Annotated in this window: 8 protein-coding genes; 7 read left to right on the forward strand and 1 reads right to left on the reverse strand. The window is 74.5% G+C overall.

The annotated features are described in order from the left end of the window. Positions 1–129 precede the first annotated feature (129 nt). The 5 genes from recC to ABD213_RS00025 all read left to right on the forward strand — a co-directional run bounded on the left by recC (position 130) and on the right by ABD213_RS00025 (position 9711). Positions 130–3510 (forward strand): exodeoxyribonuclease V subunit gamma, encoded by a 3381-nt coding sequence (recC, locus tag ABD213_RS00005; RefSeq protein ID WP_344322804.1) that lies wholly within the window; start codon positions 130–132, stop codon positions 3508–3510. Next, on the forward strand, positions 3507–6902 hold the full coding sequence (locus ABD213_RS00010; protein ID WP_344322805.1) for a UvrD-helicase domain-containing protein: 3396 nt from the start codon (positions 3507–3509) through the stop codon (positions 6900–6902). The genes recC and ABD213_RS00010 overlap by 4 nt, the downstream gene beginning before the upstream one ends. Further along, the gene (gene recD, locus ABD213_RS00015; RefSeq protein ID WP_344322807.1) at positions 6899–8719 is read left to right on the forward strand and encodes an exodeoxyribonuclease V subunit alpha; all 1821 of its coding nucleotides are present in this window, start codon (positions 6899–6901) and stop codon (positions 8717–8719) included. The genes ABD213_RS00010 and recD overlap by 4 nt, the downstream gene beginning before the upstream one ends. Before the next feature lie 75 nt (positions 8720–8794). Beyond that, on the forward strand, positions 8795–9229 hold the full coding sequence (locus ABD213_RS00020) for a MarR family winged helix-turn-helix transcriptional regulator (protein WP_344322809.1): 435 nt from the start codon (positions 8795–8797) through the stop codon (positions 9227–9229). A 59-nt stretch (positions 9230–9288) separates the two neighbouring features. Beyond that, positions 9289–9711, forward strand: a complete 423-nt coding sequence (locus tag ABD213_RS00025; RefSeq protein ID WP_344322812.1) for an organic hydroperoxide resistance protein — start codon at positions 9289–9291, stop codon at positions 9709–9711. A gap of 89 nt (positions 9712–9800) precedes the next feature. Here the strand turns inward: ABD213_RS00025 and ABD213_RS00030 are convergent, their stop codons facing one another. Next, the gene (locus tag ABD213_RS00030) at positions 9801–10544 is read right to left on the reverse strand and encodes a hypothetical protein (protein ID WP_344322814.1); all 744 of its coding nucleotides are present in this window, start codon (positions 10542–10544) and stop codon (positions 9801–9803) included. Positions 10545–10611: 67 nt separating this feature from the next. Between ABD213_RS00030 and ABD213_RS00035 the strand changes: the two genes are divergently transcribed. Together ABD213_RS00035 and ABD213_RS00040 are read left to right on the forward strand one after the other, a co-directional pair. Then, entirely contained in the window at positions 10612–11685 is a 1074-nt protein-coding gene (locus ABD213_RS00035; protein WP_344322816.1) for an FhaA domain-containing protein, read from the forward strand. Between the two features lie 64 nt (positions 11686–11749). After that, positions 11750–13465: a serine/threonine-protein kinase gene (locus tag ABD213_RS00040; RefSeq protein ID WP_344322818.1), complete on the forward strand. Its 1716-nt coding sequence runs from the start codon at positions 11750–11752 to the stop codon at positions 13463–13465.

Here is a 13465-nt window from a genome sequence, read left to right on the forward strand (position 1 = left end):
CATGTCCACCCCCGAAGCCCTGCGCTGCCTCAAACGCCGTCTAGCACGTGTCGTCTTCAACCACCTCACCACCGACCACACAGCCGCCCGGGCTTGCCTTCCGGCCGCGGCTTGACATAGGAGAAACTCGTGCCCCTGACCGTCCACCGCGCCGACCGAGCCGACGTGCTCGTCGAGGGGCTCGCGCGTCTGCTCCAGGAGCCGCCGGACGATCCCTTCGCGCTCGACGTCGTCGTGGTCGCCGCGGCCGGCGTGGAGCGGTGGGTGGCGCAACGGCTGTCGCACCGGCTCGGCACGCAGGACGGTCGCGACGACGGCATCTGCGCGGGCGTCGACTTCCGTCGACCCGCGCACCTCGTCTCCGAGCTCACCGAGCGCGACGTCGACGACCCGTGGGCGCCCGACCGCCTCACCTGGGCCGTGCTCGACCTCCTCGAGACGCACCTCGCCGAGCCGTGGCTGGCGGTCGTCGCCCGCCACCTCGGCGCCGGGCACCCCACGAACGAGGCCGAGCTGCGTCGCGCTCGCCGCTTCGGCACCGCGCGTCGCGTCGCGTCGCTGCTGCACTCCTACGCCGTCCAGCGGCCCGAGATGGTCGCGGCGTGGCAGGCGGGGGACGACACCGACGGGCACGGTCAGCTGCTGCCCGAGTCCGCCCGGTGGCAGGCCGAGCTGTGGCGACGGCTCGTGCCCCGGCTCGCGCCGCACCCCTCGCCCGACCGACGCCTCGCCGAGACCGCCGAACTCCTCCGCGCCGGCCAGGTCCCGAGTGCCCTCGCCGGACGCCTCTCCTTCGTCGGCCACACCCGCATGCCACGAGCGGAGCTCGACGTCGTCGCCGCCCTCGGCCTGCACCGTGACGTCCACCTGTGGCTCCCGCACCCCTCGCAGCGACGGTGGGAACGGACGGCCGTAGCCACCCCGGCGTCCACCGGCGACACGGGCACGACGCTCCCGCGCAGCGCCGTCGACGCGCCGGGCGAGGGCAACCTGCTGCTCACCTCCTGCGGCCGCGACGCCGCCGAGCTGCAGCACACGCTGTCGGCCGTGACCGACCAGCGGTCCACGTCGCTGCGGGTCGAGCACCTGGCGCCTCCGGAGCGACCCGCCACGCTGCTGGGGCTGCTGCAGACCGACCTCGTCGAGGACCGTGAGCTGGCGCCCGCCGACCCGGCGCGACGCGTCGCCGAGACCGACCGGTCCCTGCAGGTGCACGCCTGTCACGGTCCCGCCCGCCAGGTCGACGTCCTGCGGGAGGTCCTGCTGGGTCTGCTGGAGGACGACGCCAGCCTGCAGCTGCGCGACGTCATCGTCATGTGCCCCGACGTGGAGACCTTCGCACCGCTGATCCACGCCGCCTTCGGCCTCGAGGACGTCGAGGGCGTCGATCACCCCGGTCACCGCCTGCGCGTCCGGCTCGCCGACCGGGCGACCACCGCGGTCAACCCCGTCGCGGAGGTGCTGCAGCGCGTCGCCGCGATCGCCGCCGAAGGCCGGGCCCGGGTGGTCGACGTCGTCGACCTCCTCGCCCTCGCCCCGGTCCGACGGCGCTTCGGGCTGAGCGCCGACGACCTCGAGCAGATCGAGACCTGGGCCGCCGACACCGCGGTCCGCTGGGGCTTCGACGCCGACGCCCGGCAGGTCTGGGGGCTCGGTGGTCTCGCGCAGAACACCTGGGCCGCGGGCCTGGACCGCCTGGCCGTCAGCGTCGTCAGCGACGCCGCTGACGGCATCCGGCCCGGCGACGTCCTGCCGCTCGACGACCTCTCCAGCACCGACATCGGCCTCGTCGGCCGCCTGCACGAGCTGCTCGAGCGCCTCCACGGCGTGGTCGACGCGCTCGCCGCGGGGGAGACGAGCACGTGGCGCGACGCCCTCGCCACGGCGGTCGAGACCCTCACCGACGTCACCGGCGACGACGCGTGGCAACGCGAGCAGGTCCTGCGCACCATCGCCGCGCTCGGGCCGGGCGAGGCCACCGCAGCGACCGGGGGAGCGTCCGACGCGCTCGGACCGTCGGAGGTCGTCGCCGTCCTCGACCGCGCCTTCGCCCCACGACCGTCGCGCACGAGCTTTCGCACGGGGGCCGTCACGGTCTGCACCATGGTGCCGATGCGCTCGGTGCCCCATCGCGTGGTCTGCCTGCTCGGCCTCGACGCCGATGCCTTCCCTCGCGTCACGACCCCGCTCGGCGACGACGTCCTTTCCCTCGCCCCTCGCGTCGGCGAGCGCGACGTCGCCGGCGAGGACCGCCAGCTCTTCCTGGACGCCGTCATGTCGGCCACCGAGCACCTCGTCATCACCTACACCGGCGCCAGCGAGCACTCCGGACGCACCCTTCCGCCGGCGACCCCCGTCGGCGAGCTGCTCGACCAGCTCGAGCGGTCCGTCCTCGAGCGACGCCCGAGCGAGGACGGTCGCACCCTGCGCGAGCGCGTCGTCACCCGCCACCCCCTGCAGGCCTTCGACGAGAGCGCCTTCACACCCGGGGCGATCGTCACGGACGAGCCGTTCAGCTTCGACACCGCCGCCCTCGCCGGAGCACGGGCCGCCAGGAGCGCACCGGCGCCCGTCCCGCCGCTGGTCGCGTCCTCGCTGCCACCCGTCGACGAGGACGTCGTGTCCCTGCAGGACCTGCGCGACTTCGTGGCCCACCCCGTCCGCGCGTTCGTCCGCCAGCGTCTCGGTGTCCGCCTGCCGTACGAGAGCGACCCGCAGGAGTCCGGCATCCCGTTGCAGCTCGACGGCCTCGCCCAGTGGAAGCTCAACGAGCAGCTCCTGCAGTCGGTGCTCGCCGGGGCCACGGGGGAGCAGGCCGACGCCGACGCCCGACGCTCCGGCCTGCTGCCCCCGGCGCCCCTGTCGGGCCCTGCGCTGCAGCAGGCGCACGACCTCGTCATCGCGCTCTTCGGCATCGCCGCGCCGTGGCGCGACGAACCCGCCTCGGCGGTCGACGTCGACCACCTCCTGCCCGACGGTCGCAGGGTCGTCGGCACCGTCACCGGGGTGCGGTCGACCGGTCTGCTCACCGTCACCGCGTCGACCCTCAAGGGTCGCCAGCTGACCGAACCGTGGGTCGACCTCCTCGCGCTGAGCGCGGCCGGCCGGACCGCCCCGGCGCGCATCGTCGGACGGGTGCCGAACGGGTATCGCAAGCACCCCGGCACCATCACGCTGCGCGCCCCGTCGTCGACCGAGGCCGACCGGATCCTCACCGACCTGCTCGACCTGCGCGCCGAGGGACTGCGCCGACCGCTCCCGCTGCCGATCAAGACCTCCGAGCCGGTCGCCACCACGCTGCTGCGCACCCAGGACCTCGCCCGCGCCGAGCGAGCGGCGCGCGGCGAGTGGGAGGGCAACCGCAACCGCGACATCGCCGGAGAGGCCGACGACGGCTACCACCGGCTCGCACTGCCCGACTGCACCGTCGAGGACCTCCTGCGCCGCGGACTCGACCGGCACGCGCTGCGGCTCTGGACCCCCCTGCTCGAGCACCGGGAGTCGACATGAGCGAACCCCGGCCGAGCGAGGCTCGCGAGTTCAGCATCAGCGATCCGCTGCCCGAGGGGACGACCCTGCTCGAGGCGAGCGCCGGCACCGGCAAGACGTGGGCCATCGCCGCGCTCGTCACCCGCTACCTCGCCGAGGGGATCGCGACCGTCGACGACCTCCTCGTCGTCACCTTCGGTCGAGCCGCCAGTGCCGAGCTCAAGGACCGCGTGCGCGAGCGGCTCGTGGAGGTCGAGCGGGTCCTCGACGCCTCGCTGCGCAGCGACGAGGACGCCGAACGCATCGCGTCCTCCGACCACCGGTCCGCCGACGAGCTCCTCGCCCTCGTGCTGGTGGCCGATTCCGACGAGCGGCGACGGCGTCGCGACCGGCTGCGCACGGCCGCCGCACGATTCGACGAGGCCACCGTCACCACCACCCACGGGTTCTGCCACACCGTCCTGCGCGGCCTCGGCACCACCGGCGACGTCGAGCCCGGCGCGAGCCTCGTCGAGGACGACTCCGACCTCGTCGCCGAGGCGGCCTCCGACCTCTACCTGCGCTACGCCGCCGGCGGACGGACGCTGCCGTTCGATCCCAAGGAGGCCCGCGAGCTCGGGATGCGCGCCGTCGGCGACCCCGCGGCCACGCTGCTGCCGGTCGACGCCGAGCCGGACTCCGCACCCGACCTGCGACGCCGGTTCGCCGGCGCCGTCCGCGACGAGGTCGGCCGGCGGCGTCGGCGCCTGCGCACCCTGTCCTACGACGACCTGCTCCAGCGGCTCGCCGAGGCGCTCGAGGCACCCGACGCACCGGCCCGCGCGCTCATGCGCGAGCGGTGGCGCATCGTGCTGGTCGACGAGTTCCAGGACACCGACCCCGTCCAGTGGCAGATCCTCGAGCGCGCCTTCGTCGGGCACGCCACCGTGGTCCTCGTCGGCGACCCCAAGCAGGCCATCTACGGCTTCCGCGGAGGAGACGTCCCCACCTACCTGCACGCCGCCGCCCAGGCCGAGACCCGGCGGACGCTCGTGCTCAACCACCGCAGCGACGCCTCCCTCGTCGATGCCGTCGACGTCCTGCTGCGGGGGACGGCGCTCGGGCACGAGCAGATCGTCGTGCGCGCCGCCCGCTCGGCCCAGACGGGCTCCCGCCTGGTCGATCCCGACCGGCCCCACCCGTTCCGTCTGCGCACCGTGCTGCGCCACGACGCGGGCGTCGCTCCCGACGGGCAGCTGGCGATCGCCGCGGCACGCACGGCCATCGCGCGCGACGTCGCGGCCGACGTCGCGCGCCTGCTCACCGGATCCGCCACCTTCGACGACGGCGGCGGTCCACGTCCGGTGCGCCCAGGAGACGTCGCCGTGCTCGTCGAGCGGCACGCTGAGGCCGAGCTCGTCCACGCCGAGCTGACCGCCGCCGGCGTTCCGGCGGTGCGCGGCGGTGGTGCCGACGTCCTGCGCAGCCGCGCTGCCGAGGACTGGCTGACGCTGCTCAGCGCCCTGGAGGCTCCTGACCGAGCCGGCGTCGTGCGCGCGGCCGCCATCGGACCGTTCTTCGGGCACCGGGCCGAGGAGCTCGACGGCGTCGTGGGGGAGAGCCTCACCGACGCCGTCTCCACCAGGCTCCGTGACCTCGCCGACCTCCATGGCGCCCGGGGCACCGCGGGGCTCGTCGAGGCAGTCGTCGCCGACGCCGACGTCGTCGCCCGTGTGCTCGGCCGCGAGGGCGGACGTCGCCTGCTCACCGACCTCGAGCACGTCGGTCACGTGCTGCAGCAGGTCGCGCGCGAGGAAGCACTGGGCGGTGCCGGTCTGCTGCGCTGGTTGCTCGACCGACGCGCCGACGGCGCCCGGGCCGCCGAACGCGCACGTCGCCTCGACACCGACGCCGAGGCGGTCCAGGTCGTCACGACCTTCGTCAGCAAGGGGCTGCAGTACCCGGTCGTGTACGCACCGTTCCTGTTCAACCGCTACGACGCCGAGCGCGAGGTCCTGCGCCTGCACACGGCAGGACGGCGCAGCCTCGACGTCGGTCGCGGTGGCCCCTCGCACGAGGAGCACGTGCGCCTCGCAGCCAGCGAGCGGGCCGGGGAGTCGTTGCGACTGCTGTACGTCGCGCTGACGCGTGCCCAGTCCGGGCTCGTCCTGCACTGGGCTCCCACCAAGGACTCCGCGAACGCCGGCCTGCACCGCCTGCTGTTCCGGCCCGACCCCGAGGGCGCCCACGTCCCGGACCGGGTGGGCTGTCCGCCGGACGCGGAGGTCGTCGCACGCCTGCGGCAGTGGGCCGACCGCGGCGGTCCGTGGCTGGAGCAGATGACCACCACGCCCGTCCACCTGTCGGCGCCGCCGCCGGCCGGCGACGACCTGCGAGCGCGCTCCCTCACGCGCGACCTCGACCCCACCTGGCGCCGCACCTCGTACACGGCCCTGGTCCGCCAGGACGACCAGACCTCCGTCGGCAGCGAGCCACCGGCCGGCGTGCGCGACGACGAGGACCCCGTCGCAGCCGTGCCACCGGCGACCCCTGTCGCCTCACCGGTCCCGTCCCCGTGGGCCGACCTCGCCGGCGGAGCGGCCTTCGGCACGCTGGTGCACGCCGTCCTGGAGGAGGTCGACACCGAGCAGCCCGACCTGCCGTCACAGGTCCGGGAGCGGGTCACGCACCACCTCGAGCGTCGTCCGCTCGACGTCTCCTCCGACGCCCTCGTCGAGGCGCTGCTGCTGTCCCTCGACACGCCGCTCGGTCCCCTCATGGACGGCCTGACGCTCACCGACGCCCTGCGGCTCCGACCCCTGCGCGAGCTCGACTTCGAGCTGCCGCTGGCCGGTGGGGACCAGGCGAGCGCGGTGGGCGACGGACGGCGCACGGGCGGTCCTGGCACGCTCGCCGACGTCGCCGACCTCATGGAGACCCACTTGGCAGCGGACGACCCGCTCCGTGCCTTCGCCCCCCGGCTGCGCGTCCCGACGCTCGCGGGCCGCACGCTGCACGGCTACCTCACCGGCTCCATCGACGTCCTGCTGCGCGACGGAGCCGGTCGCACCATCGTGTGCGACCACAAGACCAACCGCCTCGAGGCGCCCGGGCAGGGCCTCGAGGCATACGCGCCGTCCCGCCTCGCCGACGCCATGCTCGCCACCACCTACCCCCTGCAGGCGCTGCTCTACACGGTGGCCCAGCACCGGTTCCTGCGCTGGCGGGTGCCCGACTACGACCCCGACGTGCACCTGCACGGCGTGCTCTACCTCTTCCTGCGCGGCATGGCCGGGCCCGGGGCGCCCACCGAGGACGGGCTGCCCCACGGGGTCTTCGCCTGGCGGCCGCCATCGACCCTCGTGCTCGGGCTCAGCAACCTCCTCGACGGCCGAGGAGTCGACCGAACCGCAGACCCAGGGGAGCAGCGATGAGCGAGACACCGGTCGAGGCCGGCCTTCCCATGCCCGACCCTCACGGCGCCGAGCGTGTCCGCGGCGCCTCGGGCGTCCTGGCGCTGCTGAACGCCGCGGACATCCTCGCCGCGGCCGACGTCCACGTCGCAACACGCGTCAGCGCCCTGCTCGACGTCGGCGACGAGGCCGCGGTCCTCGCACTCGCGCTGACCGTGCGTGCCGCTCGGCTCGGCTCCTCGTGCCTGCGGCTGGAGACGGTCGCAGCCGAGCTGGGTCCCGAGCTCGAGCGTCACGTCCCGCGCGAGCAGTGGCCCGCCGACCTGTGGCCCGACGGCTGGTGGGACCGCGTCGTCGCCAGTGCACTCGTCACCTCACCCGACGCCGTCCTCGTCGCCGAGGCGCCGCTGCTGACCCTGCAGCGCTACCACCGCCTGGAGGTCTCCCTGTCAGACCGGCTGGCCGCTCGAGCCGTCGCGCCCGTGCCGGAGCTGGACACCGAGCGCCTCGGGACCGACCTCGACCGGTTGTTCGAGGCCGAGACGTTCGCCGACCAGCGCGCCGCGGCCGAGCTCGTGGCGCGATCCTCGACGTCGGTCGTCACAGGCGGGCCCGGCACCGGCAAGACGACGACGATCGCCCGTGTGCTCGCGGCCCTCGCGGGCCAGCACGGGACCGATCGAGAGGGCAGGGAGCGTCCGCTGTCGGTCGCGCTGGCCGCGCCCACCGGCAAGGCGGCCGCCCGCATGCGCGAGGCCGTGGCCCAGGCGGCCGAGGCCGACGTGTTCACGCCCGCCGAGCGGGAGTGGCTCGCCACGCTGGACGCCGTCACCCTGCACCGGCTGCTCGGCCCCCGCCCCGACTCGCGCTCCTCGTTCGTCCACCACGCCGGACAGAAGCTCGCCCACGACGTCGTCGTCGTCGACGAGACATCGATGGTCTCGCTGCTGATGATGGAGCGCCTCGTGCAGGCCACCTCCGCCGACACGCGGCTCGTCCTCGTGGGCGACGCCGACCAGCTCGCCTCGGTCGAGGCCGGCGCCGTGCTGCGTGACGTCGCCGAGGGCCTGCAGGCCGCACCGCACCCCGCCGTCGCGACGTTGCGGACGGGCCACCGGTTCACCGGTGCGGTCGGAGCCCTGGCCTCGGCGGTCGTCGGTGGTGACGCCGAGGCGACGCTCGCCCTCCTGCGCAGCGACGATCCCGGCGCTCCGCGCCTGGTCGACCACGACGCGGTCCAGGACGTCGTCGCGGGCCTGCCGGTGCAGCAGGCGCGGTCCCTGGCCGCCGCTGCCGCGGACGGGGACGCCGCCGCGGGGCTCGTCGCCCTCGGATCCCACCGCCTGCTGTGTGCCCACCGGGACGGACCCTGGGGACTGCGCCCCTGGAACGAGGCGTTGGAGCGCGAGGTGCGCGGCTTCGCCGACCCGAGCCGGCCGTGGTTCGTCGGCCGGCCCGTCCTGGTCACCCGCAACGACCCCGGTCTGGGGGTCCACAACGGCGACACCGGCCTGACCGTGGAGCGCGACGGCCGTCTCGTGGTCGAGCTCGACACCGGTCGGAGCGTCGCCGCGTCGCGACTGCCCGCGGTGCAGACCGCCTACGCCAGCACCGTGCACCGCAGCCAGGGCAGCGAGTACGCCCACGTCACCGTCCTGCTCCCGCAGGACGACTCGCCGATCCTGACCCGCGAGTTGCTCTACACCGCCATCACCCGCACCCGCGGCGGACTCACCGTCGTCGCCGACGAGGACACGATCCGTCGGGCGGTCGAGCGGCGCACGGCGCGGGCGAGCGGCATCGCCCGCAGGCTCTCGGCCCGTCTCGGCGGGTCCTGAGGCCGGGCTCGGGGTGCGAGTACCGATCGTCGGCATTGGATTGTGCACAACCAAGTTGTGTGCAATGCTTCGCGTGTGGGCATCATCCGCATCGACGAGCAGCTGTGCTTCGCGCTGCACGCCGCGTCGCGCGCCATGACCGGCGCCTACCGCGAGCCGTTGCGCCGTCTCGAGATCACCTACCCGCAGTACCTCGTGCTGCTCCTGCTGTGGGAGCAGGACGAGCAGACCATCAGCGAGCTCGGCGACCGCCTGCGGCTCGACAGCGGCACCCTGTCCCCGCTCGTGCGACGACTGGAGGTGCGCGGGCTCGTCGAGCGGGTTGCCTCGACCGTCGACGAGCGTCGCGTCCACGTCCGGCTCAGCGACGACGGACGTCGACTCGGCCCCGAGATCGTCGACGTGCAGCGCTGCGTCCACGAGAACCTACAGCTCGAGCCGGCCGAGGCCGCCGAGCTGCGGCGGCTGGCCCGCACCGTCGCGGGCCTGCCCGACCGACCCCCTGCCTGACCCCCCACGTGAGACGGCGTGACACCGCGTCACACCGAACGACGACCAAGGAGCGAACCATGGATCCGCTCTACACCGCCGAAGCCCTCGCCACCGGAGGCGGACGCAACGGCCACGTCCGCACCGGCGACGGGCAGCTCGACCTCGACCTCGCCGTCCCGAAGGAGATGGGCGGCGCCGGTGGCGCAGCCAACCCCGAGCTGCTCTTCGCGGCCGGCTACGCCGCCTGCTTCCACGGCGCGCTGCAGGCCGTCGCGCGCCAGGAGAAGGCCGACCTCGGCGACTCCAGCGTCGGCGCCCACGTCGGCATCGGTTCGGACGGCAAGGGCGGGTTCGAGCTCGCCGTCACGCTCGAGGTCGTCATCCCCGACCTCCCGCACGACGAGGCGCAGGCCCTCGCCGACAAGGCGCACCAGGTCTGCCCGTACTCCAACGCCACGCGCGGCAACATCGACGTCACCGTGCAGGTCGTCGACGACTGACCGCCGCTCGAGCCTCGTCGCCCGCCCCGGTGCCCCCTGAGTGGACTGCACCCGGGCGGGCGACGTGCGTCCGGACGCCGGCGTTCCGCTCAGGACCGCCGGAGCCGGGACCGGACGTCGTCGAGGATCCGTTCCGGGAACTCCGACGTCCGGCGTGACCACTCCACGAGGTAGACGATCTTGTTCAGCCGCGGTCCCGGGAGCTCGATGCCGCGCTGCTCCAGCGCCGGCCGCATAATCGTCCGGTCGAAGGTCCCCGCGCTCGGCTCGGGCACGCCTCGCCACCGGGCGAACGCTGCCTTGAGGTCACCGTGCGCGACGACCCCGTGCTCGGGCGAGAGCGCCACGGCCAGCGCGCCGACGAGCCACAGGTCGTCGCCCTCCAGTGCCGTGACGCCGAGCTGCTCCGTGCCCGATCCGGCCGGTGCTGCCTGCGGTCGGTCGAAGTCGATCGTGACGCTCACCGTGAGGTCGGGGAACCGCAGGTCGACGCGGGTGCCCGGCTGGGTGACCGAGACGCGCTGCCCGGGTTCCGGGCTCGACGCCGGCCCGCGGGGGGCGACGAGCTCGACCACCGCGCCGTTGGCGCGCTGGCCGCGGTAGAGCACGGGCTGACCGTCGGTCGCGGTGATGACGAGCGCCGGGTCGCTCACGTAGGGCAGGGCGACGAACACGTAGACCGACCCGTCCAGCCGTTCGACCAGCACCGGACGAGCCGGCGGCAAGGTCATCCGACGTGCGACGACGAGCTTGCCACCGGGCGCGACCTGCTCGGTCCCGGCCGACGTGCCGCCTTCCGGGCCGGTCCGGACGGACCACTCGATGCGCAGCAAGTCGGCCTCCTGGAACGTGTTCCGCGTCGTCTCGACGGCTCACCTGGTGGTCGCCGACGATGATGCCATGAGTCCCACCGCCCTCGTCTCCAGTCTGCTCGGCCTGCTCGTCACCGCTGCGGTCATCGCGATCGCCCTGCGGGTGGCGCAGGGGATCTTCGGGACCAGCGGGCCCCGGGCCACGGCCACCGAGGCGGCCGCCAAGCTCGTCACCTTGCCGACGGGCTCGTCCGGGGTCCTGCGTCGACGGTTCGTCCGCGCGCTCGTCGGACAGCACGTGGTCATGCCGAGCGGTGAGCGGCTCGCGCTGAGCGAGCTGACGGTACGCGTCGCGCCGGAGGACCTCGAGCGTCTCGACCCCGACGGCGACCTCGACCGGCTCGGGGAGGACGCGGCACGCTTGTACCGGACGCACGCCGAGCGCGAGGGCTGGGCGCTGCCCGAGGAGGTCACCGTGACGGTCGAGGTCGACCCCGCTCTCCGCTCGGGCTGGGTGCCACCGGCCCGTGGGACCCGGCGCCGCGAACCGGTCGGCCTCCTGGGCACGCCCTCATCGGCACCGCACCGCAGTGCCCCCACCTCCGCCGACCTCGACTGGGACCGGGTCTCCGGGCGCGCGGGGACGACGGCCCCCACCTCGACCGCCGGTCCCTCGAGCCCGGCCCGTCAGCAGCCGATGCTCGCCGTCGTCGACGACCGACCGACCGTGAGCGTCCTGCCCGACTTCCTGCACGGGCCGGCCCGCGACACGGGCACGGTCGCGCTCGGTCCAGACGGCTCGACGCGGCGCCCCACGTCGATCCGGCCGCAGGTCCCGCCGCTGCGGCTGTGCTCGGGCGGCACGACGGTCACGCTCGACGGCCGCTCGGAGGTCGTGCTCGGCCGGCACGCGGAGAGTCCGCTCGCCCTCGAGCACGGGGAGGTCTCCTCCCGTCATGCCGCCCTCTGCTGGCGGGCCGGACGCTGGCAGGTGCGCGACCTTGACAGCACCAACGGCACGAACCTCGACGGGGTGGCCGTCGCGGCCCGGGAGTGGACGACCGTGCGACCGGGCTCGGTGCTCGAGCTCGCCGGCGTGCGGGTCGACGTGCTCGACGACGGGCCGAGGACGGAGTGTCGTGACGATCTTCGGGCCTCGTAGGGACAATGGGGTCGGCACCCCCGGCGCAGCGGTCCGGGACCGACGACCCGACAGGAGGCTCCGCGTGGCCTCCGACGACCGTCCCACCGAGCGGGTCGAGCGCGCGGACCCGCCCCCGTCGGTGCCGCAGCGCGACGACCGGACCGTCCGCGTCGATCCCGCCAACCGCCCCGACCGGACGGGCGAGGTGCCTGGCGGGACCATCCGCCGCGACGCGCCCCCGCAGCGTCCGCACGTCGTGCCGCCGGCACCGCTCGACCCCTACGGTCGCTTCGAGCTGAGGGGGCGCATCGGGGCCGGCAACCACGGCGTCGTCTTTCGCGCGCGCGACCTGCAGCTCGACCGCGACGTCGCCATCAAGCGCTTCTCGCACTACCTGGCCGACGACCCACGAGCCATGCGCCGCATCTCCCGCGAGGTCGCGTCGCTCGCCCGCGTGAGCCACCCCAACGTCGTCACCGTGCACGACCTCGTCCACCTGCCCGACGGCGACGGCGAGATCACCCCGCACCTCGTCATGGAGCTCGTCGAGGGGACGTCGTTGCGTGACCTGCTCGCACGTCACGGTCCGAGCCCGCGGTCCGTCGTCGCCGTGCGAGGAGTGCTGGACGGTCTCGCCGCCTGCCACCGCGCCGACATCCTGCACCTCGACATCAAGCCGGCGAACGTCCTCGTGACCCGCTCTGGGGGCGTCAAGATCGTGGACTTCGGCATCGCGCGTGCCGCCTCGGACGCCACGGCGACCGTCGCGGGGACGCCGCACTACATGGCTCCGGAGCAGTACGACGGACGCGCCGACCAGCGCAGCGACGTGTACTCGGTCGGCTGCCTGCTGTTCGAGTGCCTCACCGGCCGGCCCCCGTTCGAGGGGTCGATGGCCGAGCAGCTCATGGCACACCGCACGCGCGAGCGCCCCGACCCGCGTGCCCACGCCCCCCACCTCGATCCGGCCCTGTCGACGATCGTGCGCCGGTCCATGGCCATCGACCCCGACGACCGCTACCCCGACGTCGCGTCGATGCAGGCCGCCCTCGCCCGGGTCGACACCGAGCACGGCGGCGGGAGCCAGGGTCCGCCGACGGCACCGACGCAGGCCGTCGTCCCGGGGCCCGGGCCTGCGCAGCAGCCGCGGCGTCCGGACCCGCAACCGAGCGCGGTCCACCCGCTCGCGACACGGCCCCCCGGACCCGGTGTCACGCGCTGGAGCCGCGCCAAGCGAATCGGTGCGGGCCTCGCGCTCGTCGCCTTCGTGCTGACGGTCGTGCCGAGCCTCGTGTGGGGCAGCGTCGAGCTCGTCCCCGTCTGGACCACCGCACCGGTCTCCATGGGGACGTTCGACCTCTGGTGGGCGGTGGCCGTGGCCGTGGCGGCCGTCCTCGTGCTCGGCCGGAGGCGTCGTGCCGTCATCGACGGCATCCTGGGGCCCGACGTCGGCGAGCCGCGTCCCTCGACCGTCGACCGTGACCTGCGACGGTCGGTGCGGACGGTGGCGTTCGCGGCGTTCGTCGGTTCCGTGCCGATGCTGTTCCCCTGGTACGCCTTCGCGGTGGTGGCACTCTCCGGTGAGCTCGGTCTGGCCACCCCGGGTGGCAGCCTCGACGACGGGTGGACCCTCGCCTGGGTGCTGATGCCGGCGGCGGCGGCGCTCATGACCTGGTGGGCGCTCACCCGGTTCCGGCTGCGCGTCGGACGGATCCTCTCCTCGACCGTCCTGCTGGCCGGGGCAGCGCTCGCGGGCGTGCTGTTCGTGGCCTACCCGACCGTCGTCGGGACCTGGTGA

The organism is Aeromicrobium halocynthiae (assembly GCF_039531385.1).
In the GTDB taxonomy this organism is placed as follows: domain Bacteria; phylum Actinomycetota; class Actinomycetes; order Propionibacteriales; family Nocardioidaceae; genus Aeromicrobium; species Aeromicrobium halocynthiae.